General features: G+C 37.2%; 25 protein-coding genes. 15 read left to right on the forward strand and 10 right to left on the reverse strand.

Annotated features, from left to right (window positions below):
• Positions 1-20: 20 nt before the first annotated feature.
• Positions 21-251, reverse strand: a complete 231-nt coding sequence (locus R2Q70_RS01875; RefSeq protein ID WP_316805988.1) for a response regulator transcription factor — start codon at positions 249-251, stop codon at positions 21-23.
• 300 nt (positions 252-551) lie between these two features.
• On the opposite strand from R2Q70_RS01875, the gene R2Q70_RS01880 reads away from it, so the two are divergent.
• The 9 genes from R2Q70_RS01880 (at position 552) to R2Q70_RS01920 (ending at position 7,680) form a co-directional block, all read left to right on the forward strand.
• A complete protein-coding gene (locus R2Q70_RS01880; protein WP_316805989.1) occupies positions 552-935 on the forward strand; it encodes a hypothetical protein in 384 nt (127 codons plus the stop codon).
• Positions 935-1,588, forward strand: coding sequence for a hypothetical protein (locus R2Q70_RS01885; RefSeq protein WP_316805990.1), 654 nt, complete (start codon positions 935-937; stop codon positions 1,586-1,588). The genes R2Q70_RS01880 and R2Q70_RS01885 overlap by 1 nt, the downstream gene beginning before the upstream one ends.
• Before the next feature lie 104 nt (positions 1,589-1,692).
• Entirely contained in the window at positions 1,693-2,346 is a 654-nt protein-coding gene (locus R2Q70_RS01890; protein ID WP_316805991.1) for a sensor histidine kinase, read from the forward strand.
• A gap of 3 nt (positions 2,347-2,349) precedes the next feature.
• Positions 2,350-2,991, forward strand: a complete 642-nt coding sequence (locus R2Q70_RS01895) for a response regulator transcription factor (protein ID WP_316805992.1) — start codon at positions 2,350-2,352, stop codon at positions 2,989-2,991.
• A gap of 119 nt (positions 2,992-3,110) precedes the next feature.
• Positions 3,111-3,488 (forward strand): BlaI/MecI/CopY family transcriptional regulator, encoded by a 378-nt coding sequence (locus R2Q70_RS01900; RefSeq protein ID WP_010603058.1) that lies wholly within the window; start codon positions 3,111-3,113, stop codon positions 3,486-3,488.
• Entirely contained in the window at positions 3,485-5,479 is a 1,995-nt protein-coding gene (locus R2Q70_RS01905) for a TonB family protein (protein ID WP_316805994.1), read from the forward strand. The genes R2Q70_RS01900 and R2Q70_RS01905 overlap by 4 nt, the downstream gene beginning before the upstream one ends.
• On the forward strand, positions 5,479-6,141 hold the full coding sequence (locus tag R2Q70_RS01910) for a TonB-dependent receptor plug domain-containing protein (protein WP_316805995.1): 663 nt from the start codon (positions 5,479-5,481) through the stop codon (positions 6,139-6,141). Before R2Q70_RS01905 ends, R2Q70_RS01910 begins: the two co-directional genes overlap by 1 nt.
• A 25-nt stretch (positions 6,142-6,166) precedes the next feature.
• On the forward strand, positions 6,167-6,883 hold the full coding sequence (locus R2Q70_RS01915) for an energy transducer TonB (protein ID WP_316805996.1): 717 nt from the start codon (positions 6,167-6,169) through the stop codon (positions 6,881-6,883).
• Positions 6,884-6,987: 104 nt separating this feature from the next.
• Entirely contained in the window at positions 6,988-7,680 is a 693-nt protein-coding gene (locus R2Q70_RS01920; protein WP_316805997.1) for an energy transducer TonB, read from the forward strand.
• A 339-nt stretch (positions 7,681-8,019) separates the two neighbouring features.
• On the opposite strand, the gene R2Q70_RS01925 is transcribed toward R2Q70_RS01920, so the two are convergent.
• From R2Q70_RS01925 to R2Q70_RS01935, 3 genes are all read right to left on the reverse strand, one after another.
• Positions 8,020-8,790, reverse strand: coding sequence for a succinate dehydrogenase/fumarate reductase iron-sulfur subunit (locus tag R2Q70_RS01925; protein ID WP_029204080.1), 771 nt, complete (start codon positions 8,788-8,790; stop codon positions 8,020-8,022).
• Positions 8,791-8,855: 65 nt separating this feature from the next.
• Complete coding sequence (locus R2Q70_RS01930; protein WP_316805998.1) at positions 8,856-10,835, reverse strand: fumarate reductase/succinate dehydrogenase flavoprotein subunit; 1,980 nt, start codon at positions 10,833-10,835, stop codon at positions 8,856-8,858.
• Positions 10,836-10,854: 19 nt separating this feature from the next.
• Complete coding sequence (locus R2Q70_RS01935; protein ID WP_316805999.1) at positions 10,855-11,535, reverse strand: succinate dehydrogenase cytochrome b subunit; 681 nt, start codon at positions 11,533-11,535, stop codon at positions 10,855-10,857.
• Between the two features lie 1,150 nt (positions 11,536-12,685).
• Between R2Q70_RS01935 and R2Q70_RS01940 the strand changes: the two genes are divergently transcribed.
• Complete coding sequence (locus tag R2Q70_RS01940) at positions 12,686-13,093, forward strand: GxxExxY protein (protein ID WP_316806000.1); 408 nt, start codon at positions 12,686-12,688, stop codon at positions 13,091-13,093.
• Between the two features lie 61 nt (positions 13,094-13,154).
• On the opposite strand, the gene R2Q70_RS01945 is transcribed toward R2Q70_RS01940, so the two are convergent.
• The 5 genes from R2Q70_RS01945 to R2Q70_RS01965 form a co-directional block, all read right to left on the reverse strand.
• Positions 13,155-13,346 (reverse strand): cold-shock protein, encoded by a 192-nt coding sequence (locus R2Q70_RS01945; RefSeq protein ID WP_010599638.1) that lies wholly within the window; start codon positions 13,344-13,346, stop codon positions 13,155-13,157.
• A 112-nt stretch (positions 13,347-13,458) separates the two neighbouring features.
• Entirely contained in the window at positions 13,459-14,082 is a 624-nt protein-coding gene (locus R2Q70_RS01950) for a tetratricopeptide repeat protein (protein ID WP_316806001.1), read from the reverse strand.
• Positions 14,083-14,264: 182 nt separating this feature from the next.
• Positions 14,265-14,972 (reverse strand): LytTR family DNA-binding domain-containing protein, encoded by a 708-nt coding sequence (locus tag R2Q70_RS01955; RefSeq protein ID WP_316806002.1) that lies wholly within the window; start codon positions 14,970-14,972, stop codon positions 14,265-14,267.
• A 10-nt stretch (positions 14,973-14,982) separates the two neighbouring features.
• A complete protein-coding gene (locus R2Q70_RS01960) occupies positions 14,983-16,167 on the reverse strand; it encodes a sensor histidine kinase (RefSeq protein WP_316806003.1) in 1,185 nt (394 codons plus the stop codon).
• Between the two features lie 45 nt (positions 16,168-16,212).
• Complete coding sequence (locus tag R2Q70_RS01965) at positions 16,213-16,722, reverse strand: hypothetical protein (protein ID WP_316806004.1); 510 nt, start codon at positions 16,720-16,722, stop codon at positions 16,213-16,215.
• Between the two features lie 505 nt (positions 16,723-17,227).
• On the opposite strand from R2Q70_RS01965, the gene R2Q70_RS01970 reads away from it, so the two are divergent.
• Positions 17,228-17,575, forward strand: a complete 348-nt coding sequence (locus R2Q70_RS01970; protein ID WP_316806005.1) for a four-helix bundle copper-binding protein — start codon at positions 17,228-17,230, stop codon at positions 17,573-17,575.
• A 59-nt stretch (positions 17,576-17,634) separates the two neighbouring features.
• Here the strand turns inward: R2Q70_RS01970 and R2Q70_RS01975 are convergent, their stop codons facing one another.
• A complete protein-coding gene (locus R2Q70_RS01975) occupies positions 17,635-19,188 on the reverse strand; it encodes a trypsin-like peptidase domain-containing protein (RefSeq protein ID WP_316806006.1) in 1,554 nt (517 codons plus the stop codon).
• A gap of 391 nt (positions 19,189-19,579) precedes the next feature.
• Here R2Q70_RS01975 and dapF point away from each other — a divergent pair, with 391 nt between their 5' ends.
• The 4 genes from dapF to R2Q70_RS01995 all read left to right on the forward strand — a co-directional run bounded on the left by dapF (position 19,580) and on the right by R2Q70_RS01995 (position 26,622).
• Entirely contained in the window at positions 19,580-20,359 is a 780-nt protein-coding gene (gene dapF, locus R2Q70_RS01980; RefSeq protein ID WP_316806007.1) for a diaminopimelate epimerase, read from the forward strand.
• 451 nt (positions 20,360-20,810) lie between these two features.
• Complete coding sequence (locus R2Q70_RS01985) at positions 20,811-21,980, forward strand: efflux RND transporter periplasmic adaptor subunit (protein WP_316806008.1); 1,170 nt, start codon at positions 20,811-20,813, stop codon at positions 21,978-21,980.
• A gap of 49 nt (positions 21,981-22,029) precedes the next feature.
• Positions 22,030-25,209, forward strand: a complete 3,180-nt coding sequence (locus R2Q70_RS01990) for an efflux RND transporter permease subunit (protein WP_316806009.1) — start codon at positions 22,030-22,032, stop codon at positions 25,207-25,209.
• 12 nt (positions 25,210-25,221) lie between these two features.
• On the forward strand, positions 25,222-26,622 hold the full coding sequence (locus R2Q70_RS01995) for an efflux transporter outer membrane subunit (protein WP_316806010.1): 1,401 nt from the start codon (positions 25,222-25,224) through the stop codon (positions 26,620-26,622).
• The last annotated feature ends 68 nt before the right edge of the window (positions 26,623-26,690 follow it).

Consider the following 26,690-nt stretch of genomic DNA (forward strand, 5'->3'; position numbering starts at 1 on the left):
AAATTGTGTATTTTTTTATCCTAATTGGATAGTATTCTTTCTTTAAATGCCCAAACAATTAACTGATAAGAGTTTCTTAAGTCGAGTTTTCTTACCATATTTCTTCTGTGTGTATTTACAGTATGTTCACTGATGAAAAGCATGTCGCCAATTTCTTTGCTATTGTAGCCCATCGATAATAACTTCACAATCTCAACTTCCCGTTCGGTTATCGAATTATTATTTTCTTGTAAAAGAATATTATTTATCATGTCAAACAAATTATTAATAGGGTAAATATTCTGTTGTTAGACAAAGGCGACTACCTCTAATATCCTAAATTGATTATTTAGGATGGTGATTTTATTTGGGATAGACAACTTTGGGATGCACAATTTTAAACTTTCGTTTGCTATTGCATTTCAAAAGTAAGTTCAAGTACCGATTTATGAGTAGTATAAATCACCCTAAATAAAAAGGTGTTTTTACGGTATTATAATTTCGTAAAATACTTGCCGAACCATTATTTATTTTCGACTTTTAACTTTAACAAACAAACTATTTAATATTTCATGAGTCGAGAAAAAACAATTACAAATGTTCCTGCAGCTATTGCTAAGGAAATGGTAGCAGCCTATGCTAAAGAATCGAGTAAAAATCCTTCATATACTAAAGCCGTATGGTTTCCGGCAGAACAAATAATTGAAATTGCAAAAACCCTGCAGGATGGAAAACATGATGGACTTAGGATTTATTTCGGCCAATATACTGCTAATGCGCTTGAGGGCTTAACTAATGAATATTTAGGCAGAAACACGGTTTTACTAACACCAACTTTTGCTGCAGGTCAAATTAAAAGCTCGGGCGGTACCACAGGTGAACATGAAGATGACACCGGCGATATTGGAAATAAAGGTAGCCTCTGTCCGAAAGAGTGCGATGGAACTGAACTGTAATGTTTATTTCCTTATCCATAATAACCATTGTAGAACTATTATGCTTCATTTTTGGGCTAATTACACTTTGGAATGATAAAAAGTCTTTATGGCGAGGCACACTTATTTTCTTATTAATTGTGTGTTTAACCGAAATTATCCTGGGCAGGTGGGCAGCCAGAAAGTTCCATAATAACATATTCATTTATAACATTTATACACTTTTTGAAGCTGGCTTCATTTCTGCAGGGATTTATCAATGCCTTAAAAAATATATCAATCCGATGAAAATCATCACCATCGGATTGGTGATTTTTTACGCAACATACATCGCTTTCTTTGTAACTCATGGCATCAGCCCATACAACACCTGGGCTGCAACAATTTTAGCGGTTATTTTTGTGCTGTATTGCCTTTATTATTATTATCTGGTAATTTCAGCCGAAGAACTCCTTGAAATTAACACCAGTCCCGAATTCTGGTGGATGACAGCAGTACTGTTCTTTTACTTTGGGAGCACTACAGGTAATTTGTTCCACGAATTATTTACTTCAATTGTAATAGGTAAATTTTCTATTCGCGGTCATCTTTTTAATGTACTCAATGTGATATTTTACAGCCTTTGGGCATACTCATTTATATGCAGGATCAAACAACGCAGATTACAATCTTAGTAATCATATCAACAACGATATTCTTGCTCATGCCCATATTTTTGGTTTTTTACATCAAAATCAGCATTAAGTATAGAAAAAACCATGTGTTGGAAAAAACTGCTATGAAACAAAAGTTTGATGCAGAATTATTAAAAACACAACTCGAAGTACAAGAGCAAACCATGCAAAGTATTGCTACTGAATTGCATGATAACGTTGGCCAGCTACTCAGTTTAACAACATTAACGTTAAATTCTATCGACTTAACTAATACCGAAAAAGCAGAAAAGAAAATTGAAAACTCACTTGGGCTTGTAAATAATTCGATTAAAGAACTTAGGGAATTAGCCAAACTCCTTCACGGCGAACAAATTGTTCAGAATGGGATAGGGCATGCTATCGAACAAGAATTAAACTGGCTCAACAAAGCGGGGGTTCATCAACTCATCGTTAACAACAATTTACTCGATTTAAGTTATACATCGCCTGATAAGGACCTTATCATTCTTCGCTTATTGCAGGAAATCATTAATAACATCATTAAACATGCAAAGGCATCGATAATTGAAGTAGAATGTTATTTTAAAGACAATAGCTTATTTTTAACTGTAAAAGAAAATGGGATAGGTTTTAATGTTGATGAAACCAGAAGCAGGCGAACTGGGATGGGCTTAAACTCAATTTTTAAAAGAACAGAAATGATTAACGGAAAGTTAACGTTAAATTCGTTACCCAATCAAGGAACCACCATATTAATCGAAATACCTTATCCATAAAAGATGTCAGCCGAAAAAATTTCCATCGCTATTGTAGATGACCATACGCTCTTCCGCTCAGGTTTAGCCAGTTTGCTTGATGAATTTGATGAAATCGAAATCGTTTTTGAGAGCACAAATGGTCAGGACCTTCAGAACAAAATAAAAAACCAGTCTAATGTAGACCTTATTCTGATGGATATTAATATGCCGATAATGGATGGTTTTGCTGCTACCAAATGGATTAGAGAATATCATCCTAATGTGAATGTATTGGCATTAAGTATGCTTGAAGACGAAAAGGCAATTATCGGGATGCTCAGGGCAGGTGCTGGTGGTTACATGCTGAAAGAATCTACTCCTACTGAACTGTTAACAGCAATTAAAACCGTTATGGAAAAAGGATTCTTTGTAAATGATCTGGTTTCTGGCAGGTTGCTTGTTGCATTAAAAGATGGCGACACAAAACCAATCTTTAGTGCCAGAGAACTTACGTTTCTGCAGCATTGCAGCACAGAACTTACTTACAAAGAAATAGCCGACTTGATGAATGTGAGTCCTAGAACGGTCGACAATTACCGTGAATCTTTATTTGCCAAACTCAACATCAGATCTCGCACAGGCTTGGTGGTATATGCCATTAAGAATGATTTAATCGTTATATAATTCCCTGTGTTATAGTTTTTAACATAGAAATATTTTTATAAAAATTTGGATAACTAAATAATTAGTTTTAACTTTAGTTAAGGCAATTGCTTTGCCCGTATCCTTATTATAAAATAAAAATGGAAATTAAAGATTTAACCAAGGCTGAAGAGCAGATCATGCAGGTATTATGGCAGCTAGAAAAAGCATTTGTTAAAGATGTGATTGACGAACTACCTTTACCTAAACCCGCTTACAACACCGTTTCAACAATTATTCGGATTTTGGAAACGAAAGGCTTTATTGGCCACGAGGCTTTCGGGAAGGCCCATCAATACCATCCACTTATTAGCAAAGAAGCGTATAAACGTTATGCAACGGAAAAACTTCTGGGTAACTATTTCGAAAATTCGGTCGAAAGCATGTTCTCATTTTTTGTGAAAGAAGAAAAATTAGACTTGAGCGATGTGGATGAAATCTTGAAGATGATTGATAAAATTAAACATAAACCCAAATGAGTTTTGCACACTACCTACTTCAAGTAAACTTATACCTAATCGTGTTTTATATTTTCTATAAAATACTATTAGATAAGGAAACGTATTTCATGTTGAACCGCTTTTACTTAGTTGCTGCTGGTTTTTTATCCCTTTCCATACCATTTATCCGGCTGGAGTGGCTTACAGAACAAAAGGCTGCTCAGCAGGTTTATGCTACAGTGAACTGGGAGGTTGTATTACAACAGGCAACAATTGTAACAGAAAGTGAAAAAGGGCTAAGCTGGGGAACTGCCCTGGTTTACATTTACGTTAGCGGTATCGTGTTTTGCTTTGGTAGGTTAATGTATAATTTATTGTCAGTTCGAAAATTGATCAAAAATGCTAAATCCGGATCTGCATTCTCTTTCTTTAAAAAGAAGGTCGTCGATCAGGATTTACCATTGGTTGGGGTAATTGATGTACATGAAGAAGCTCATATTAAACAATGGCACACTGCAGACATATTATTTTTTGAGATTTTAGGCATTTTCACCTGGTTAAATCCAGCCATATATTTGTACAAAAAATCAATTAAAAATATTCACGAATTTTTAGCAGATGAACATGCTGCCCGGTTTCAAGGCGATAAAGCTGAATATGCCATGCTTATTTTAAGTCAGTCGTTTGGCATTTCACCAAATCGGTTAACCAATGGATTTTTCGATAAATCATTAATTAAAAAGCGGATTTTCATGTTGCAGAAAGAAAGGTCAAAAAAGATTGCAGTTATGAAATATGGTGTTTTTATCCCACTATTTGCCGTACTAATCATCTTTTCATCAGCAACAGTTCGCAAGAACGAAAAATTGATCTCCATTTCGGAACAAATACCGTTAGAAAAACCTATTGAAATTGTTCAGGATATTGTTGGGCCCACAGATAATTTAACTGATCAGCAATTAACTAAAAGTAAAATCATTCCTTCATCAGAAAATATCGATCCAAACTGGAATAACTTTTATCGCTTCATGGGAAGATCAATAAAATATCCTATTGAAGCCGTTAAAAATAACCTGCAGGGAAATGCGCAAATAAAGTTTAGGCTGCAAAATAATAAAGTAATTAATCTAAGTACGGTATCGAGGTTAGGCGACGGATGTGATGAGGAAGTTATGAAGGCGCTGCTCTCTTACAATGACTTTAAAAATTTGCCGGATGGTAAGTTCAGCTTGAAAGTTGCATTCAGGCTTTCAAATAACGATGCTGAGGTAAAAAATCAAAAAACACTTATTCCGGCTACCTATCAAAAGCTTGCCGACCTTAATATCATTGGCTACTCGGCTCCATCAGTTAATGGATCAACCGATGAGAAAACAGAAAAAATTTACGACTTTGTATCAATTGAAAAACAACCTGAATATCCTGGAGGCATTACCAAGTTTTATCAATATTTGGGAAGAAGCATCAAATATCCTAAAGCGGCACTAGATAATAATGTACAGGGAAAAGTATTTCTATCATTTGTTGTTGAAAAGGATGGTTCGTTAAGCGATATACAGATTACGCGTGGGTTAGGAAGTGGCACAGATGAGGAAGCAGTAAGGGTAATTAGCGGCTCACCTAAGTGGAATCCTGGTCTTGCAGAAGGTAAAGCGGTGAGAGTGAAATACAACATCAATGTTAATTTCACGATAAATAACGATGTCCCGAAGGACCCAAACGCCGATAAAACAAAGGTTAATTATAAAGAAATTCCAGGTCTTGTATTCAGGGGAGCGAAATTTGATGGCCTGGTGATTTTAAATGGCAAAGATGCAGGCTTGGGATTCGATTTTACCAAGCTTGACAATCGTGACATTGAATCGATCTCAGTTTTGAAGGATGTTGCGGCCACCAGTCTATACGGGGAAAGAGGTAAAAATGGCGTAATGGTTATCGCCACAAAAAATAATCTATTCAGAAAAGTTGATGAGATTGAACTAAAGGTAGACAAAAGCTCACCTATAATTGGACTTAGACAGAAATTTTAATGATGAAACGTATAATGATTTTAATAACTGCTTTGGGCTGTGCCTTAAGTAGCTATGCACAAAAAACAGATAGTACAACCACGCCAAAAATTACCTTACGTGGTGTTCCAACTACAACAGCAGAACCGCTTATCGTGATTGATGGAAACAAGCAGTATTTGAGAGGTACAAACGCTATGAGTGGCATAGATCCTAATAATATAGAATCTATTAATGTTTTGAAAGATGCACCTGCCATAACGAAATATGGAAGAGATGGTGATGGCGGAGTGATTGAAATTAAAACAAAAAATGGCTTGGCAGGAATTTATAATACCAAGATCGATTCTAACCGTATAAATTTACTGGGAAAACCGAGTCATGTTAAAGTACGTCCTTCAGGATCAGGAGGTATTATTAAGGATTTGCATCAAAAAAGCACGGATCCGGCAGTTACTTTAAGAAATTTATTGCAAAAAGATACTGATCTGAAAGCGAAGCCATTGTATGTTGTAGATGGTAAAAAAATTACCAGCATTGAAAATTTAAATCCAGAAACGATTGAATCTATAAGTGTGCTTAAAGATTCTGCAGGTAAATCGCTCTATGGCGATGAAGCAGCAAATGGTGTAGTGATCATTACCACGAAAACATCTACAAAAGAATTTCAGAAGAAAAACTAAATATCAAATTTATTAACATTTAACTATGAGAAAGCTAATTATTTTAGCCCTAATGGGCATCGCCATGTTTACCAGTTCGGTAAAAGCACAAAAAATTTACGACTTTGTTTCGGTTGAAAAACAACCACAATATCCGGGAGGTATTACAAAGTTTTATGAATATTTGGGAAAGGAAATTAAGTATCCTGAAGTTGCCAAAAAGAATAAAACACAAGGGAAAGTATTTCTAAGCTTTACCGTAGAAAAAACCGGCAAGCTCGAAGATGTAGTGATTACAAGAGGTTTAACAAAGGAAACAGATGCAGAAGCTGTACGGGTAATTAAAAATTCCCCGAAATGGAATCCAGGTTTAATTGATGGCAAACCAGTAAGAGTAAAATACAACTTAAACGTTAACTTCAATTTATCTCCAGGAACAGAGAAAAAGGCTGCTGTAAAAAGTGGCATAAAACCGGAGTTTCCTGGAGGTACAACTAAGCTTTATAGCTATTTAGCCCGAAATATTAAATACCCTGAACAAGCTAAAAAGAATAACACACAAGGCAAAGTAATGCTTGCTTTTAATGTAGAAAAAGATGGTGCTTTAACAGATGTTCAGGTGATTAAAAGTTTATCAAAAGAAACAGATGCAGAAGCGGTTCGTGTAATGAAATCGGCTCCAAGATGGAATTCGGCTATTGATCAGGATGGCCATCCTGTTAAGGTAAAATACCAAATGGCAGTGAACTTTACCATGAGTTAGTTAGTCATTCGTTCTCAAATCCATTTAAAATCGCAATATTTTTAACTTAATGTTAAGGATTTGCGATTTTTTCATTTGTATGAATAGAAGGTATATATTTGTGAATGAAAAAGCGCTCATTCACACTACTCTTATTGTTGTGTTTTGGAAAGGTCTTACTTGCACAGCAGTCTCAAGCACCTAGCCAGAATTTACTGTTTTTAGTTGATGGAAAATTTATCTCCAAAAGCGACGCTGCCAGAATTAACAGGGACAGTATCGAAACACTCACCATTGTTAAAGAGAAACAACATATAACAATATTTGGCGTAAATGACGAAGCAGGCCTTGCAATCGTAATCACCAAAGCCAAGAAGAATAGTGCTGAAAATCTGTTAATCAGAGAGAAAATTTCAAAAATTAATTTCAAAACTAAACCCGATGCTGTAAAGGCACCTGCGCCTGCTAAACCATCAAGAGATTCTATCGCCAATGGTACATTTGAATTTACTGTCATACAGAAACAGCCAGAATTTCCGGGAGGAATTAAAGCGTTTTATAGTTTCCTAAACGAAAACATCAAATACCCGAAGGAAGCGGCAAAAAGGCAAATTCAAGGACGGGTTTTCCTATCCTTCATTGTTGAAAAAGATGGCAGCTTAACCAACATTAAAGTAATACGAGGCCTTAGTTATGACATTAATGACGAAGCCGTAAGGGTGTTGTCGGCCTCGCCAAATTGGAATCCAGGTATTCAGTTCGGCGTGCCGGTAAGGGTTAGATATAATATAAATATTAATTTTAGTCTTAATAAATAAAGCTAATTACCACAAAACCCCAGCTAAAATTAGCCGGGGTTTTATGTTTTCTCTCCTGTCTCGGAAGACTAAATTTATAAATTTTTTAAAGTATATGCAAATATTACAGAATAAAATTTCTATTAACATATTTTTTTAATATGCTAACATAGAAATATTATAAGTTTCGCAAACTTTTATTTTGGGAGATGGATTACTACAGCCTGTCAGATATTGGATAATATTGCGAATGGTTTAGTCTATCTGAAAGTTTCGGCTAAACATTTTACCTAAAAAATAAAAAGCCCCCACATTGTGGAGGCTCAAGATTCCGATAAAACGGAATGCACAGTATATTTTTTAAACCGTTTCTTCTGAAATGAATTTCGCAGAAGCAAAATCGCGGTTCATACGGGCAATGTTTTCTAATGAAATTCCTTTAGGGCATTCAGCTTCACAAGCACCAGTATTGGTGCAGTTACCAAATCCTTCAGCATCCATTTGCGCCACCATGCTTTGTACACGACGATAACGCTCTGGCTGACCTTGTGGTAATAATGCCAGTTGTGAGATCTTAGCAGATACAAAAAGCATAGCTGAAGCATTTTTACAAGTGGCTACACAAGCACCGCAACCAATACACGCAGCGGCTTCGAAAGCAGCATCTGCCTGCATTTTAGGAATTGGAAGGTTGTTTGCATCTTGTGCGTTACCCGTATTTACAGAGATAAATCCACCGGCAGCGATAACCCTGTCAAATGCAGAACGATCTACCGTTAAATCTTTAACTACCGGAAAAGCAGCAGCTCTCCAAGGCTCAACAACGATAGTATCACCATCATTAAATGAACGCATGTGCAACTGGCAAGTGGTAACCAGGTCTTTCGGACCATGTGGGCGACCGTTGATGAACATTGAACACATTCCGCAAATTCCTTCGCGACAATCGTGATCAAATACAACTGGTTCCTCACCCTTATTGATCAGCTCTTCGTTTAACACATCGAACATCTCCAAGAAAGACATATCTGGCGAAATACCAGCTAATTTATAGTCAACCAAAGCACCTTTGGTATTGTTATTTTTTTGACGCCAAACTTTTAGCGTTAAGTTCATATTTCCTGTACTCATGATATTGAGATTTAGGCGGGGAGCATAGGACATAGGGCTGAAAGCTCCATGCACAGTGCCCTCTGCTATTTATAACTTCTTTGTGCTACTTTAATATTTTCAAACTTCAATTCTTCTTTATGAAGCTCAAAGTTTACACCTTCTTTAAATTCCCATGCGGCAACGTAAGCATAGTTTTCATCATCGCGTAATGCTTCACCTTCTTCAGTTTGATATTCTTCACGGAAGTGACCACCACAGCTTTCGTTACGGTTCAATGCATCGATACACATCAATTCACCTAACTCAATAAAATCTGCAACGCGACCAGCTTTCTCCAATTCAGGGTTAAGTTCACCAACCGCACCAGGAACACGAACATTGCTCCAGAACTCAGCACGTAAAGCTCTGATTTCTTCGATGGCTTCATTTAAACCTTTTTCATTACGGGCCATTCCACATTTCTCCCACATGATGTGGCCTAAACGCTTATGAAAATGATCAACAGATTTCGTTCCTTTAATGTTAATCAGTTTATTTAAAATACCTACAGCTCTTTCTTCAGCTTCTGCAAATGCAGGATGATCAGTTGGAATTGCTTTTATAGAAATTTCTTTCGATAGATAAGCACCAATGGTATAAGGAAGAACGAAATAACCATCAGCCAAACCTTGCATTAAAGCCGATGCACCTAAACGGTTAGCACCGTGATCAGAGAAGTTAGCCTCACCTGTACAGTATAAACCAGGAACCGAAGTCATTAAGTTATAATCAACCCAAAGTCCGCCCATGGTATAGTGAACTGCCGGATAAATACGCATTGGCGTTTCGTAAGGATTCTCACCCGTAATTTGCGCATACATATCGAACAAGTTACCGTATTTTGCTTTAATTACTTCTGTACCTAAACGCATGCAAGTTTCTTTATCCGGATTATGGATACCTGATTTAGAAGCCTCAATTCTTCCGTAACGTTCAGTGTTTGCTTTAAAATCTAAATAAACGGCCAGTTTTGAAGCACCTACACCATAACCAGCATCGCAACGCTCTTTAGCCGCACGAGAAGCCACATCACGAGGAACCAGGTTACCAAAAGCAGGGTAACGACGTTCTAAATAATAATCTCTTTCATCTTCAGGAATTTCTGAAGCTTTACGGTTGTCATCTTTCTTTTTTGGAACCCAGATACGTCCATCGTTACGTAACGACTCAGACATCAAAGTTAATTTTGATTGATGATCGCCAGAAACTGGAATACAGGTTGGGTGGATTTGCGTGTAGCAAGGATTAGCAAAATATGCACCTTGTTTGTGCGCTTTCCAGGCCGCAGTAACGTTACTGCCCATAGCGTTGGTAGAAAGGTAAAAAACGTTTCCGTAACCACCTGTTCCTAAAACAACGGCGTGACCGAAGTGACGCTCAATTTCTCCTGTAATTAAGTTACGGGCAATGATACCACGTGCTTTGCCATCGATTTTTACAACTTCAAGCATTTCATGACGTGTATACATTTCTACTTTACCCATACCAATCTGGCGTTCCAAAGCAGAATATGCACCTAATAATAATTGCTGACCAGTTTGACCCGCAGCATAAAAAGTACGTTGAACTTGTGTACCCCCGAACGAACGGTTATCTAACAAGCCACCATATTCACGGGCTAAAGGCACACCTTGAGCCACACACTGGTCTATAATATTAGCACTTACCTCTGCCAGGCGATGCACATTGGCTTCGCGGGCACGGTAATCGCCACCTTTTATCGTATCGTAAAACAAACGGTAAGTACTATCACCATCGTTTTGATAGTTTTTTGCTGCGTTGATACCACCTTGAGCTGCAATAGAGTGCGCCCTGCGTGGAGAATCCTGAAAACAAAAACATTTTACTTTGTAACCCATTTCGGCCAAAGTTGCCGCTGCCGAAGCACCTGCCAAACCAGAACCTACAATAATTACTTCAATAGTTCTTTTGTTCGATGGGTTAACCAAAGGCACAGAAGACTTATATTTAGTCCATTTGCTTGTTAATTCGCCCTCTGGAATATTTGAATTAATATCTGACATATCTCTTTTGTGCTAAAAATTATTGAATAATACCGAAATAGATTGCAATCGGCATTGCTGCGAATACTATCGAAATAATGATCGAATACCAAACGCCTGTATTTTTAATGATTCCATTGTATTTTGAATGGTTCCAACCCATGGTTTGAAATGCCGAAGCAAAACCATGTAACAAGTGATAGCATAATGAGAACATTGCCAATACGTAAACGCCAACCCTCACCGGATCCTGAAATTTAACTTTCATTACCTGAAATAAATCTTCGTGACCATTTGCATCAACAGTTGGAATACCTGTAAAGCGAGATACCACCCAGAAATCTTTTAAGTGAACAACCAGGAAAATAAGTAGCAAAGTACCTAATAAGCCCATTGAACGGCTGTACCATTTACTGTTAGCTGAGCCATTATAAACTGCATATTTTTCAGGTCTGGCCTTTTGATTTTGTAAAGTTAACCTCAAGGCTTGAAAAATGTGTGTTAACAAACCCAACATTAATACCACCTCACCTGCTCTGATAATCCAGTTGGTTGCCATAAAATGAGCACCAACGTTAAAAGTTAACCCCTGATCATCTAAAAAGATCAAAGCATTTATACCAGCGTGTACAATTAAAAAGAGTATCAGGAATATTCCTGTAACACCCATAATGAATTTCTTTCCTATTGATGAAGAAAGAGCATTTCCGAAACCACTCATTTGATTAGGATTTATATCTAAATTTCTTGCAAAAGTATTTAATTATGAGTTTAATTTATAAACGATTATGACAAAACAGCGATAAATCAGTTATTTAGAAACATTCTAAAGCTGAATGATGAATATTTGGTAAATCGACAATTTTATAATCTTTAGAAATGCAATAGTAATACCTCTTTAAAACATCACATGCTGTAGATATTTGTTTCACCAATACATCATGGTTACAGTTTAGGCTTTGAAATTTCGGCAAAACGCTGATTGACGTGATTCCTTAACGTTAAGAAAGCGTTTTAACGATCAAATACCCAAGCCAATTGCAAAAGTATTTCAACATTAAGGCATTTAGACTACGACCATATCGTGCTGTGCGAAATCAACTTAATTCCTTAATGCCTTAATGGTAAGAAAGCGTTTTAACGATCAAATACCCAAGCCCATTACAAAAGTATTTCAACATTAAGGCATTTAGGCAGTAAGACTATGTAAGTATATGGCTGTGCGAATCAACTTAATTCCTTAATGCCTTAATGGTAAGAAAGCATGATAACGATCAAATACCTAAGTACATTGCAAAAGTATTTCAACATTAAGGCATTTAAACATTAAGATTATGTCCTTATTATGCTTTGCGAAATCAGCTTAATTTCTTAACGCCTTAATGGTAAGAAAGCGAATGGGTTATAACTTCAATGTTAAATACAAAAGAATTCAAACCTAAGGCATTTAGGCATTAAGACTATGTCCTTATTATCCTGTGCGAAATCAACTTAATGCCTTAACGCCTTAATGGTAAAAAATTATTTTAATGATCAGATGACTGAGTAAACTACAATGGTATATCAACATTTAGGCATTTAGGCATTAAGACTATGTCCGTATCTTGCTGCGAAATCAACTTAATGCCTTAATGCCTAGATGGTAAAAAATTAGTTTAATGATCAAATGATCAAGTAAACTACAATTGTATATCAACATTTAGGCATTTAAATTATTTGCCCACTTATAATCGAAACCAGTTTAATGGATATAATTGAAACTGTGAGACAAAACACTTGTACATCAATACAACTTTAGGGTTTAAACACTATCTTTAAGTAAGTATTCCTATTTAAGCCATCCCTTTTCATGAACTTATCATAATGGCTAAATGACAAAAAAACATCTTTCACACCTTTCTTATGAAATTATTGGATGTGCAATTACCGTACATAAAGCTCTTGGTCCGGGGCTACTAGAAAAAATATATGAAAAATGCCTTGTTTATGAATTAGAGAAAAAAGGTTTTAAGGTAGCACAACAGTTTTTAGTTCCTGTAATATATGATGAGTTGGAAGTCGATATAGATCTGCGTGTAGACTTATTTGTGGAGGATACAATCGTTTTGGAAATAAAAGCGATTACTCATATCCTACCAGTTCACGAAGCTCAACTATTAACTTATATGAAATTACTGTGTGCTCCGCAGGGCATATTAATTAACTTCTATACGGACAACATTACGAAGTCTGCGAAATTCATGGTTAATGAGTTTTTCAATGTATTACCAGATGATTAGCACAAAAAAAAAAGTCCCAACTTGCGTTGGGACTTTTTACGATTTATGTGTTCGAGTTTTCTTAAGCTACTTTTACATTTACCGCGTTTAGGCCTTTTCTACCTTCTTCTACATCGTAGTTTACGGTATCATTCTCGCGAATGTTGTCGATTAAGCCTGAAGCATGAACAAAAATTTCGGCATCGCCATTAGATGGAGTGATAAATCCGAAACCTTTAGTTTCATTAAAAAATTTTACTGTTCCTTGTTGCATTATATTGTATTTTAATTTGATCCAAAGGTATGGTTAAATACCTATAGATCAATTTTTTATTTTTAATTATTTAAATTAATTCTAAATATGTTGACTGATTGGACATTAAACCCTATTTCAATGCTTTGTTAAATCCATCATTGCTTGAGAAATCGCCAGGTTTAATGAGTAAGGCACGCTCAAAACAAGCTTTGGCTTCTGCTTTTCTTCCTAAAAAAAGCAATGACCAGCCCAGCATATGGTTTCCATCATAATCAAACGGGTAGGCGCTAACAACTTTTGCAAAGTATTTTACTGACTCGGCGTACTGCTTCTCATTGTACATCATCACTCCCGCCCAATAATTTGCCTGTTTGTTCTGCGGATCGATTTTTAGAATGGCATTGTATTGATCCATCACTTTATCCCAATGGCCTAAAAAGGATAGTGGTTTAATGAGAGCAAATTTAGCTTCAATTGAATTTGAACGGAGGTTTACTGCCCTTGTATAATAGTTTTGAGAAGCGCTATAATTTTTAGCCAAATAATACAGCCAACCTATCCGAAGGTTAGTTTCATAACTTCCTTTTTCATAAAATGGAATAATATGGTCAATCGCTTTGTTATAATTCTTTTTACTTTCCTCGTTATAGCTATTTTGAAATGCCTTTTGTAAAGCTAAATTACTTTGCGCACTAAGTTCGAAAACAGATAAGCTTAAAATTGCAAATACGGTGAGCAGTGTTAAAAATTTCATATCTAACCATCATAAACTGATTATTGTAAACAGCTAAATCTAAATACATTATCAATTATATTCAAATGTATCACTCCGAATGTATAGTAGGATGTGTTTTAACAAAAAATAACAAATGGTTTTTGGTTAAGGATAAAAACCTCGGATAAAAATTTTAGAAAATACCAAAGTGGCCATTGCCATTAACCAGCGTTACCTTTTTGCTGGTTGATAAAACTGCTATACGCATCTCCAATAGGTAATTCTGCATCGCTTAAATTAACCTTTCTGTTATGGATAGATTTGATTTTGCCCAAAGCCACAATGAAACTGCGGTGAATTCTCGCAAATTGCGTTTCAGGTAGCTTTTCCAAAATTTTTTTCAAGGTCATTAAAGTTAAAATAGGCTTATCATTCCCCGAAAGATAGATTTTCAAATAGTCGCCCATACTTTCTATATAAGCAATGTCTCTTAATAAAATCTTAATCATTTTGTATTCAGCATACACGTAAATACTTTCATCGCTAATCGCTTCCTGAGTAGCATTTTTATATTTGTGAAAATCTATAGCCCGTTCTACCGCCGCGGCAAAACGGCTGTAATCAATTGGTTTCAAAAGGTAGTCGATAGCTTGCAATTCATAACTTTCAAAAGCATAATTGCGGTAGGCAGTTGTAAAAATAACCATAGGCCGTGTTACTAAACTCCGCACCAACGCTACGCCGGTAATATCTGGCATGTTTACATCAACAAATAACAAATCAACTGAATTTTGCTTCAAAAATTCTGCTCCTGAAAGTGCATCTTCAAAAACCTGAACCAATTCCAATCCGGGAAATCTGGCAACATAAGTTTGAATTAACTGAAGCGCAAGCGGTTCATCATCAATGGCAACACATCTTAAAATCATAATTTTGCAATTAGCAATCTAATGAAAGCCTTACCGAAAAAAGCTCATTATCCTGGTTAATATTTAGTTTAAACTTATTTGGATATAAATGTTTTAAGCGCCGTTGTGTGTTATCTATCCCTACGCCAGCACGTTCCAACTTTGTGGTATCAGGATAAATTTTATTCTCACATGAAAAATGAACGCTGTCTGCCTCAATGATCAGGCTGATATTGATAACCGTTTTTTCCTTTTTAGTTACGCCATATTTAAATGCATTTTCTATAAAAGTCATCAAAATAATGGGTCCGATTTTCTTCTGTTCCGGTTGGCCAGTAATCTCGAAGTTTATTTCAGCATCAGCGCCAAGCCTCAACCGCTGCAATTCAATATAATCGTGTATACAATTAATTTCATCTTTTAAGAGCACAAAATCCTGTACAGCATCATCCGTTACATACCGCATAATATTCGAAAGCCTCATGATACTTTCTGAGGTATGTTCACTATTCAGTATAGATAACATATAGATATTGTTCAATGTATTGAACAAAAAGTGAGGATTAATTTGAGCTTTAAGGAACGATAATTCTGCCATTGCCTTCTCGGCTTCAGCCTTTACAACTTTCGATTCTGCATTTTGCCAGCGCTGAACTGTACTGGTGGCAATGCTCAAACCCATAATCATGAAAAAAATAAATAAACTAATCACATCAATTCTTATCGGTCTGCGGAAATCAAAAACAGGATCCATCCTTCCGAAACCAGGTTCCTCCATGCGCAAATGTTCATTTGGCAAAGGGCCAAACGGCATTTGGGCATGGGGTTTCTTACTGGAATCATTGCCAAATTGTAGCACCTGATTGAGTCCTTTAGGCGTATCTGATGGCCGGGGCATAACTCCCATCACATTTTTGTTATGTCCTAATAACTTATCGTAGGGCCGTGCATAATAAACAAATGCAAATAAAAGCAATACCACGCCGCTATAAGCCAGGTACCTCTTTTTAAACATTAACCACGGCACCAATACCCATGCGTTTAAGTAAAACATGAGCATGTAGGTAAGGCAAAACAACCAGTAATATGGCGAAGCCAATAACAACAAACTACTTTGCCCAGATTGCTCATTGTTCATGAACACTAAAGGAAAGGTTAAAAACAAAAGCCAACCCGCTACGTGAATGATAAAAGTTGGCGTTTTAAATTGTTGCATGCTACAAATTAATAATAATTTTTAGGCTATTAGACTGTGATGTTTTTAACTATGCAGCAATTGCCTTCTTTGCTGATAATTGATAACCAAATCATCTGTCATTTTAAGCATAAAGGTTTCGTTAAACTGTCCTTTAATGTCGTAGCTTAAAATCAACAAATCGTTTACTATTTCGTGTAAAACCAATTTCGGACCGGTATAGGTAAGCGAGACTACATGGGCTGCTTTGTTCATCAAATCTGATTGATAAATATTCAGTTCAGCCCAATCAAATGATATGGCTTTCCCGTTGGCATCGTTTAAAACAGGCATCTTATTATCCAAAGCCTGTATCGTATCCATCACCGCATAATGAACTTTTTGGTTCAGCTGAACTGCATTATCATTTGCCTGGCACATTTGCGAAAAGGTATGCAAAGTTTGCCTTAAACTAAATGGTTTAGAACTTTTTTGAAATTCTTTGTATGTATCGTGAAAAATTCTGCGTTCGAAATCTGTTCTGCACATGAAATTAAAGTACTGCTTAGCACTAAGGTTGATGTAAGCTAAAGCCATAAATTCGGTTTTAATTGCTGGTTCAAATATGAAATAATAAAACATGTCAATTCATAAAGTGTCGGTAAACGCAGATTATCAATCGGCAAATGCGAAACTAGACGGAGATCATGAATTTAAAATGAACATGTTTTTTTTATAAAACGTGTGAAATAGCAAATTCGCTTCATTAGAGACAAATAAAATGATTTGAAAAGCAAGTTTCTGTGCCTTTTCGGCTCCGATAGTCCTGCCAATCGCTTTAGCCCGAGAAATTCGGGCTGCCCGCTAATGTCAGGTTTAGAAAACTTTAAACAGTGCAGAAAAAAGGCCTCACCCCGGCAAAAACAGTTAAAATTTTACTTACGGTGATTATAAAATCATTTAACCTCTGGCATGACAGCGAAAACTTCAAATTTAAAGCTGACCAGAAAACTTTTCACCGGTTAATCCAGAAATTTTGCAAACACTTTAAATCCTGACTGGTTATTTAGTACAGAATATAATCTAACCAAAATCGAGCGAAATGGAAACAAGAAACAACCATGCCTTAATTCAGGCATTATTAGATTGCGCTATGGCTTGTGAGCATTGCGGCTCATCAAGTTTAAAAGACGAAACGGATATTAACATGATGATTGAATGCATCAAGTTAAATAGAGATTGTGCTGATATTTGCACCCAGGCCGCGAGATTGCTTCAACGCGATTCGGTTATTGGCCGTCAGTATTTATTGTTGTGCGAAGAGATTTGTCGCCTTTGTGCAGAAGAATGTGGTAATCATGATCATGAACATTGCAGGCAATGTGCCGTGGCTTGTGAAGAATGTGCAGATGCATGCCATGCCAACCATGAACCTATTGATCAAGATTAATTGCAAAAAAAAAATGTCCCGATTTTCATCGGGACATTTTTTTTTATTTTAAAAGTTTTTTATTGAGCTGGGAAACTAAAATTATAAGTTCCTTGCTCGCCTACACCAGAAATACTGATCATATTATTTCTTCCCTGAGGAAGTGCTTTTTGCACATCGGCTACTGAATTTACCGGTTGACCGTTTACTTTCGTAATGATTAAACCTTTCTCTACGCCTATGTTATCAAAAGCTTTTCCGGTAACTACTGAAGTAACTACAACACCACCATTAATTCCAAATTTGGTTTTTTGTGCCTGAGTTGCCGGTGCAAATGTTGCACCCAGTTTTGAAACTTCTACGCTTTTTGCAGCGGTATTATTTGCGGTTAAGCCAATGCTCGATTCGCCTTTTAAGGTTACGGTGATATCTTTCAATGAACCATCTCTTAAAACGCTTAATTTCACTTTATCGCCAGGATTTAAACGACCTATTTTTTCCTGTAAATCAGGAGAATCGTTAATTACGACACCATCAACTTTTTTAATGATATCACCTTTTTTAATTCCTGCCGCAGCACCACCGCCACCAGCTACAACATCACTCACATATAAACCACTTACCTCAGAAGTAGTAATTCCTTCTGGTTTCTCATCTCCGCTTAACGGATAGAAGTTAACGCCAATGTAACCACGTTTAACCGATCCGTATTTCATAAAGTCATCAACAATTTTACGGGCTAAGTTTACCGGAATTGCAAAACCATAACCTTGGTTGTAGCCACTTTGTGAAGCAATAGCAGAATTTATACCTACTAACTCGCCATTCGCATTAACTAAAGCACCACCACTGTTGCCAGGGTTAATGGCAGCATCTGTTTGAATAAATGATTCGATACTGGTATTTGCAGGTGCCTGTGGTCTTTTGCCGGTACGTTGATACTCGCGATATTCTTCCTCCGTTATTTCATTGCCTTGTTGCTCACGGCCAATGATACCGATACTTCTATTTTTAGCACTTACTATTCCGGCGGTAACAGTAGTTTGTAAATCAAGCGGGAAACCCACTGCCAATACCCACTCACCAACCTGAACATTGTCAGAATTACCCATTTTAACCACTGGTAAACCTGTAGCATTCACTTTGATTAAAGCCAAATCGGTATTTGGATCACGCCCGATAACGGTAGCTTCAACTTTACGTCTATCGGTTAATACAACTTCAACTTTCGATGCATTTTCAACTACGTGATTATTCGTTACAATATAACCATCCTGACTGATGATTACACCTGAACCTGATGCAGCTTTCGGTTGGCGTTGCATTTGGCGACCTCCTCCTCCAAAGAAATCATCGAACATATCAAACGGCGAAGAACCTCTGCTACCACCACCGCTCTTTGCTTCATAAGTTGTTTTAATATGGACAACTCCTGGTGCAACCGCCGCTGCAGCTTGTGTAAAATCAGCTGTACCAGCCGAAGAAATTTTTAGTGGATTGTTGGCAAAGTATAAATTCTGTTTCTCAGAAATTGTACTTCCAGTTTGATTACGCTCAAATAGTTTGTAACCTCCAATTGCTGCTGCCCCACCTATAAAAGCAGCTAACACGGTAATTCCTAATATTTTTTTCATGTGTTTGTATATTGTTTTTTAGTGGTCATGAAAATAATAAGCATATTGCTAGCGATTTATTTGCTTAAAATAATCATTGTATTTAAATTTTGCGAGAGCATGTATTCACTTTGTTTAAGCAGATGCTCCAGCAGTTTTTATCTGCTCAAATTTTCTTTACTAAGTTTATTCAAATTTAATACCATATAAACGATATTTGCATCAGCAAAGCACTTAAACCCTTGTTAAAAAATGTTAAATTAATATACACAGCCGTTAAACCTGCTTTTTGCAACTCAAATATTGCATTTAAAAATGAAGGTTTCATGAAACCAGTAATGTGTTTTTAATTTTAATGACAAAATTACAGCATATATGAACAGCTTCATTAGCCTAAAAACAACATCAACACATGAAAGTTAATTTCTTTAAATATCAAGGTGCAGGTAATGATTTCATTTTGATAGATCATACAATGAGTCCTTTGAAAGATGTTGATCATGCATGGATTGAACAGCTTTGCAATAGAAGATTTGGCATCGGTGCAGATGGCTTAATGTTCTTAACAAAACATCCTGATTTCGACTTCGAAATGCATTATTTTAATGCAGATGGAAAACTGGGAAGTATGTGCGGCAATGGGGGCAGATGTATTGTTGCTTTTGCTAAAAACCTTGGAATAATTGAAAAGGAAACAAACTTTTTGGCAGTCGATGGCCCGCATTATGCCAGAATATCAGCATCTGGCGATTGGATAGATCTACAAATGATTGATGTGTTTAACATTACCAACGATGGTGATGCCTTTGTTTTGAATACAGGTTCTCCGCATTATGTTCGTTTGCAAAACGATTTAAAAAATTATGATGTTTTCACCGAAGGCAAGAAAATACGTTACAATGATGTTTACAGCGCCAAAGGCATCAACGTAAATTTTGTGGAAGATATGGGCGATCACTTGTTCGTTAGAACTTATGAACGCGGTGTTGAAGACGAAACGTATGCCTGCGGTACAGGTGTAACCGCGGTTGCAATGGCGATGGCTAAACACAAATCGCAAACTGGTCATGTTAAAACGGATATAAAGGTACTGGGTGGCGATATTAAAATCGAATTTGATTACGATGGAACAAACTTTACAAATGTATTTTTATGCGGACCAGCTAAACTGGTTTTTGAAGGACAATTGTAAAACTGCCAAACTACCTCTCAGCATTCTCAGCAAAAATTGTACTTTTTGAGGGTTGATTAAAAGTAAATTGATTTCTGAACGACATCTTAAAATCTGCAGAGTGTACAATCTACACTAACAATGTCATAAAAATGGCTATTTTAGGCATCAGCAAATAATTATTCCGCTCTAATTTTAAACCAATTTAACAGGTTTTAACATGTGTCGCAAGATATTTACACACAACATTAAGTTGTAAAATATCAGTCAAACAACTATATAACAACCTTTTAACCCGCTCTAATGGCGTTTTAATCTCTAAAATAAATCAATCGATTGATTAAATGACAGAATTTGGACAGACATATTTTTTTTTAGGCTTTATTTTTGGGCAGAAATCGGCAGGTTAAAAAGCAAATTTTAGCAGGTTTTCAAACCCCGGAAATTAAATTTAAACACACAGAAATAGTCCATGAGAAAAGTAACAACTCTCTTTTTTAGCATGAGCCTCGCTATGCTTTTAGCATCATGCGGAAATAATGATGAACAAAAGAAGGCAGCAGCAGCTGCGGCCGCTGGCCCACAAGCCTACCCTGTTTTTACGGTTAATGCACAAACAACAGAATTAAATTCAGATTACCCAGCCACCATTGAAGGGATTCAAAATATCGATATCCGCCCAAAGGTTGATGGTTTCATTCAGAAAATACTGGTAGATGAAGGTCAGGTTGTTAAAAAAGGGCAGTTATTGTTTACCATCATGGCGCCACAATATGAACAAGAAGTGCGAACAGCCAGAGCAGCCATTAGCAGTGCAGAAGCCGATGTGAATGCAGCACAATTGCAGGTAAACAAAACCAAGCCATTGGTTGAAAAAGATATCATTAGCAAGTATGATTTAGATGCAGCTCAATTAACGTTACAAAGCAGAAAAGCTGCACTGGCTCAAGCTCGTGCAACTTTAGTAAATGCACAGGTTAATTTAGGTTATACCTCCATCACCAGCCCGGTTGATGGCGTTGTGGGCAGTATCCCATTCAGAAATGGTAGTTTGGTAAGCAGTTCGAGCACTGAACCTTTAACTACTGTTTCAAATACCTCAAAGGTTTATGCCTACTTCTCATTGAATGAGAAACAACTTTTAGACTTTTCAAAAACCTATAAAGGAAATACGTTGGCTCAGCAAATGAAAAATATTCCGGCAGTAAGTTTAGTTCTGGCTGATGGAAATGTATATGCTCAAAATGGGAAAATCGAATCCATTAACGGTCAAATTAATACCGCAACTGGTTCTGCAAGTTTGAGAGCTACTTTTCCAAATCCAATTTCTCTTTTAAAATCAGGCGCCAGCGCTTCTGTTAGAATCCCTCAAAAAGTTGAAAATGCAATTCTTGTACCGCAGAAATCAACTATCGATTTACAGGGAAAGAAGTTTGTTTACGTTTTGGGCGATTCATCTAAAATCATTAGCACTGAAATTCAGATTATGGATTTGGCTAAGGATAAGTTTTACGTGGTGACGAAGGGTTTAAAAGCTGGCGACAAAATCGTTCTGGAAGGTTTCCAATCGCTAAAAGATGGTGCGAAAATCAAACCCGAAGAACAAAGTGCCGATTCAGTTTATGCTGATATTAGAAAATAGTTTTATTGCTAATCGTTCCAAGGGAATCCCTTTGAGATAATTTAATATTATGTTTAAGAAATTTATAGAAAGACCGGTTCTATCAACTGTTATATCCATTATCATCGTTATTCTCGGTGTTTTAGGTTTAGCTACGTTGCCGGTTTCACAATACCCGGAAATTGCGCCTCCAACGGTGCAGGTTTCTACATCATACCAGGGTGCGAATGCCGATGTGGTGATGAATAGTGTAGTTGTTCCGCTTGAAGAACAAATTAATGGTGTGGAAGACATGACATACATGACTTCTACCGCCAGTAATGATGGTACTGCAACCATCACCATCAACTTTAAATTAGGTACCAACCCCGATTTGGCTGCGGTTAACGTTCAAAACAGGGTAGCAAGGGCAACAAGTCTATTACCTGCAGAGGTTACCAGATCGGGTGTAATTACGGCTAAAAGACAGGCCAGTAACGTTTTAATCTTCGGTTTATACAGTGATGATCCATCTTATGATCAAAAGTTTTTACAGAATTATGCCAACATCAATATCATTCCGCAAATTAAGCGTATTAATGGTGTAGGTGATGCGAGTGCATTTGGTACGCTTGATTATACCATGCGTATTTGGTTAAAACCAGATGTAATGGCAACTTATGGTTTGGTACCCAGTGATGTAAATACCGCCCTGGCCGATCAAAACGTTGAAGCAGCGCCGGGCCAGTTCGGAGAACAGGGAGACCAGGCATTCCAGTATACTTTGAAATATACCGGCCGGTTAAAAGATGAAGCGCAGTTTAGCAACATCATCATTAAAACTGATGCCAATGGCCAGATTCTTCGCCTGAAAGATATTGCCAGAATTGAATTAGGTGCACAAAGTTATGCCAGTTCTGTAAGATTCAATGGAAAACCTGCTTTAGGTATCGCCATTAATCAAACGGCTGGTTCAAATGCGAAAGAAGTAATTGAAAACTCCATCACTACCTTAGATGAAGCGCAAAAATCTTTTCCAAAAGGCGTACACTATGCTACTTTGGTTAACGTAAACGACTTCCTCGATGCATCAATTGAAAAAGTAATCCACACCTTAATTGAAGCTTTTATTTTAGTGTTCCTGGTGGTTTTTATCTTTTTACAGGATTTCCGCTCGACTTTAATTCCAGCGATTAGTGTTCCGGTGGCAATTGTCGGTACGTTTTTCTTCCTGAGTTTATTTGGTTTCACCATCAACTTATTAACCTTATTTGCCCTGGTGCTTGCCATCGGTATTGTAGTGGATGATGCGATTGTGGTAGTAGAAGCAGTTCACGCCAAACTCGATGAAGGTTATACGGATGCAAAAAAAGCAACTGTTGATGCCATGGACGACATCAGTGGAGCGATCATCTCGATTACTTTGGTAATGGCAGCAGTATTTATTCCAGTGAGTTTTATTCAAGGTTCATCAGGGGTATTTTATAAGCAATTTGGTTTAACTTTAGCCATCTCAATCATCTTATCTGCGATTAACGCCTTAACGTTGAGTCCGGCTTTATGTGCCTTATTTTTAAAACCCCATAAAGATGATCACGGCAAAAAGAAAAATTTCCTTGAACGTTTTTATGGCGCCTTCAATACTTCATTTGATGCGGTAACAGGTAAATACAAAAAGTCAATCGGTTTCTTGGCTAAAAAGAAATGGATTGTTGGTTTAGGAATTGCATTGTTTACAGTTGTTTTGGTGTGGACAATGAATACCACCCCAAAGGGTTTCGTACCTAATGAAGATTTGGGAACGATTATGTCTGATATTTCATTACCCGCGGGAACATCGCAGGAAGAAACCAGTATTGTAATTGCCAAAATTGATAGTATTGCACATAAAATCCCTGAAATTAAAAACTCGCTACGAGTAGTAGGTCGTAGTATGATTTCTGGTTCAGGTAGTTCCTACGGAATGGTAATTGCCCGTTTATCTCCATGGGATGAGCGTAAACGTGATGTAAAAGCGATTATCGGCGAATTGTTTGCCAAAACAGCAACCATCAAAGGCGCAAAAATTATTTTCTTTGCTCCACCAACCATCCAGGGTTTTGGTACGAGTGGTGGTTTTGAATTCCAGCTTCAGGATAAAACCGGTGGCGACATCAAGAAATTTAATGAGATAGGCAACACATTTCTAGCTGCATTGAGCCAGCGTCCGGAAATTCAGTATGCTTCTACCTCTTTTAACCCTAACTTCCCACAATATCAAATTGATGTGAATGTTGCTAAAGTGAAACAGGCCGGTTTAACAGTTGCCGATGTTTTAGGGGTGATGCAAGGTTATTACGGTGGTGTTTATGCTTCAAACTTTAATAAGTTTGGTAAACAGTTCAGGGTAATGTATCAGGCAGATGCACAATATCGTGCCAATGAACAAACCTTAACCCGTATTTTTGTGCGAAACAAAGATGGACAAATGGCGCCGGTTTCTGAGTTTATCACGCTATCGAAAGTTTACGGTCCGCAAGCAATTTCCCGTTTCAACTTATTTACTTCTATTGCCGTTACAGGAAACCCAAATGCCGGCTTCAGTTCGGGTGATGCATTGGCAGCTGTTCAGGAAGAAGCGGCAAAACATTTGCCTGCAGGTTATGGTTATGAATTCTCAGGTTTATCCCGTGAGGAAATGAGCAGCGGTAGCCAAACAATTTTTATCTTTTTACTCTGCGTGATTTTCGTTTATTTCCTATTGGCCGCTCAGTACGAAAGTTATATTTTACCACTGGCTGTTTTAATATCTCTTCCTGTTGGTTTAGCCGGAACATTTATTTTCGATAAAATTTTCGGTATCGATAACAATATTTATACGCAGATCACATTGATTATGCTTGTGGGTTTACTAGCCAAGAATGCGATTCTGATTGTAGAATACGCTGTAGATAGACGCCGCAAAGGAATGAGTATTGTTAATGCCGCAATTGATGGTGCAACGGCCCGTTTGCGTCCAATCCTAATGACTTCATTCGCCTTTATTTTAGGTTTATTGCCTTTAATGCTTTCTTCAGGCGTAGGCGCATCAGGAAACAAATCAATTGGTACAGGTGCAGTTGGCGGTATGTTAATCGGTACCATCTTCGGCGTTTTTGTAATCCCTGCTTTATTTATCGTCTTCCAATCGTTACAGGAAAGAATAAGTAACAAGTCGCCTTTCGATGAAGGAATTGAAAAAGAGCAAACGCCGGAAGAATACGAATTAGCAACAGCTAACAGTAAACATTAATTAAATCGAACAATGAAAATCACATATAAGCATTCCATTTTTATCGGTTTTACCATCCTTAGCTTAAGCGCTTGCGTAACTCAAAAATACAATCGCCCGCAAGTTAAAAACGAAGGTTTATACCGAGACATTAATACCACCGATACCACAACCATGGCAGATTTGCCATGGAAAAGCCTGTTCTCTGATACAACATTACAATCTTTAATTCAACAGGGAATAAATGAAAATCTTGACCTAAAACAGGCTATCGAACGCATCAGGATTTCCGAAGCTACCTTGCGCCAAAGTCGTGCAGCATTTTTACCAAGTTTGCAGGCTGATGTATCGGTTACTGATGCAAAACAATCACAAGCGGCATTAAATTTTCCTGCCGGGATTAACATTAATCTGGAAACGCAAACTTACCGGGCCGCTTTAAGTACAGCCTGGGAAGCTGATATCTGGGGAAAACTTAGCAGCGCCAAACGTGGTGCTTTCGCAACTTTGCTTCAGAGTGATGCGACAAAAAGAGCCGTTCAAACACAGTTAATTGCCACTATCGCCAATAGCTACTATACTTTGCTTGCTTTAGATAAACAGCTGGCGATTACAGAGCAAACGATTAAAATTAGAACAGAGGATGTTGAAACCATGAAAGCTTTGAAAGAAGGTGCAGTGGTAAACGGAGCTGCAGTTGTTCAAAGTGAAGCAAACTTATACGCGGCTCAGGTAACACTTCCTGATTTAAAAAGAAGCATTAAAGAAGCTGAAAATGCCTTAAGTGTGGTATTGGCTAAGGCACCAGGAACAATTAACCGAACGACGTTAGATCAGCAGTTACCATATACAAATTTACAAACTGGTGTGTCGGCACAGCTTTTACAAAACCGTCCGGATGTGATCGCCGCTGAATTTGGTTTCAGAGCCGCTTTTGAAAATACAAACGTAGCTAAAACTTATTTCTACCCTGCTTTAACTTTAACCGCTACCGGTGGATTAACCAGTTTACAATTGGGTAATTTCTTCGATAATTCTATCTTTTACAACCTGGTAGGTGGATTAACGCAACCTATATTTGCTAAAGGCGCAAATAAAGCTCGTTTAACTACAGCACAGGCGAATCAACAAATTGCTTTTTATGCTTTTCAACAAGCGCTTTTAACTGGCGGACAAGAAGTATCAAATGCCTTGTACGCTTATCAAACCGCTGCTGAAAAAGAAGAAACCAGAGCGAAGCAAATCGCATCTTTAACTAAAGCAGTTGATTTTACTAAAGAGTTATTGCGTTACAGCTCAGCAACAAATTATACTGATGTTTTAACTTCAGAGCAAAGTTTATTAACTGCTCAGTTGAATGGGATAAACGACAGGTTGCAGAAGCTACAGTCGGTGGTTAATTTATACCGTGCCCTGGGTGGCGGTTGGAAATAACCGATTGATTTTAATTTTATAATTACGATTTTAGATTTAGAAGAAATTTAGCGATGGAGTGTAATTGA

Origin of the sequence: Pedobacter agri (assembly GCF_032678665.1) — a bacterium.
GTDB lineage: Bacteria > Bacteroidota > Bacteroidia > Sphingobacteriales > Sphingobacteriaceae > Pedobacter > Pedobacter agri_A.

Excerpts from the sequence above, each read along its gene's own strand:
- R2Q70_RS01875 (WP_316805988.1), bottom strand. The coding sequence starts at position 251 with ATGATAAATAATATTCTTTTACAAGAAAATAATAATTCGATAACCGAA.
- R2Q70_RS01880 (WP_316805989.1), top strand. The coding sequence starts at position 552 with ATGAGTCGAGAAAAAACAATTACAAATGTTCCTGCAGCTATTGCTAAG.
- R2Q70_RS01885 (WP_316805990.1), top strand. The coding sequence starts at position 935 with ATGTTTATTTCCTTATCCATAATAACCATTGTAGAACTATTATGCTTC.
- R2Q70_RS01890 (WP_316805991.1), top strand. The coding sequence starts at position 1,693 with ATGAAACAAAAGTTTGATGCAGAATTATTAAAAACACAACTCGAAGTA.
- R2Q70_RS01895 (WP_316805992.1), top strand. The coding sequence starts at position 2,350 with ATGTCAGCCGAAAAAATTTCCATCGCTATTGTAGATGACCATACGCTC.
- R2Q70_RS01900 (WP_010603058.1), top strand. The coding sequence starts at position 3,111 with ATGGAAATTAAAGATTTAACCAAGGCTGAAGAGCAGATCATGCAGGTA.
- R2Q70_RS01905 (WP_316805994.1), top strand. The coding sequence starts at position 3,485 with ATGAGTTTTGCACACTACCTACTTCAAGTAAACTTATACCTAATCGTG.
- R2Q70_RS01910 (WP_316805995.1), top strand. The coding sequence starts at position 5,479 with ATGATGAAACGTATAATGATTTTAATAACTGCTTTGGGCTGTGCCTTA.
- R2Q70_RS01915 (WP_316805996.1), top strand. The coding sequence starts at position 6,167 with ATGAGAAAGCTAATTATTTTAGCCCTAATGGGCATCGCCATGTTTACC.
- R2Q70_RS01920 (WP_316805997.1), top strand. The coding sequence starts at position 6,988 with ATGAAAAAGCGCTCATTCACACTACTCTTATTGTTGTGTTTTGGAAAG.
- R2Q70_RS01925 (WP_029204080.1), bottom strand. The coding sequence starts at position 8,790 with ATGAGTACAGGAAATATGAACTTAACGCTAAAAGTTTGGCGTCAAAAA.
- R2Q70_RS01930 (WP_316805998.1), bottom strand. The coding sequence starts at position 10,835 with ATGTCAGATATTAATTCAAATATTCCAGAGGGCGAATTAACAAGCAAA.
- R2Q70_RS01935 (WP_316805999.1), bottom strand. The coding sequence starts at position 11,535 with ATGAGTGGTTTCGGAAATGCTCTTTCTTCATCAATAGGAAAGAAATTC.
- R2Q70_RS01940 (WP_316806000.1), top strand. The coding sequence starts at position 12,686 with ATGACAAAAAAACATCTTTCACACCTTTCTTATGAAATTATTGGATGT.
- R2Q70_RS01945 (WP_010599638.1), bottom strand. The coding sequence starts at position 13,346 with ATGCAACAAGGAACAGTAAAATTTTTTAATGAAACTAAAGGTTTCGGA.
- R2Q70_RS01950 (WP_316806001.1), bottom strand. The coding sequence starts at position 14,082 with ATGAAATTTTTAACACTGCTCACCGTATTTGCAATTTTAAGCTTATCT.
- R2Q70_RS01955 (WP_316806002.1), bottom strand. The coding sequence starts at position 14,972 with ATGATTTTAAGATGTGTTGCCATTGATGATGAACCGCTTGCGCTTCAG.
- R2Q70_RS01960 (WP_316806003.1), bottom strand. The coding sequence starts at position 16,167 with ATGCAACAATTTAAAACGCCAACTTTTATCATTCACGTAGCGGGTTGG.
- R2Q70_RS01965 (WP_316806004.1), bottom strand. The coding sequence starts at position 16,722 with ATGGCTTTAGCTTACATCAACCTTAGTGCTAAGCAGTACTTTAATTTC.
- R2Q70_RS01970 (WP_316806005.1), top strand. The coding sequence starts at position 17,228 with ATGGAAACAAGAAACAACCATGCCTTAATTCAGGCATTATTAGATTGC.
- R2Q70_RS01975 (WP_316806006.1), bottom strand. The coding sequence starts at position 19,188 with ATGAAAAAAATATTAGGAATTACCGTGTTAGCTGCTTTTATAGGTGGG.
- dapF (WP_316806007.1), top strand. The coding sequence starts at position 19,580 with ATGAAAGTTAATTTCTTTAAATATCAAGGTGCAGGTAATGATTTCATT.
- R2Q70_RS01985 (WP_316806008.1), top strand. The coding sequence starts at position 20,811 with ATGAGAAAAGTAACAACTCTCTTTTTTAGCATGAGCCTCGCTATGCTT.
- R2Q70_RS01990 (WP_316806009.1), top strand. The coding sequence starts at position 22,030 with ATGTTTAAGAAATTTATAGAAAGACCGGTTCTATCAACTGTTATATCC.
- R2Q70_RS01995 (WP_316806010.1), top strand. The coding sequence starts at position 25,222 with ATGAAAATCACATATAAGCATTCCATTTTTATCGGTTTTACCATCCTT.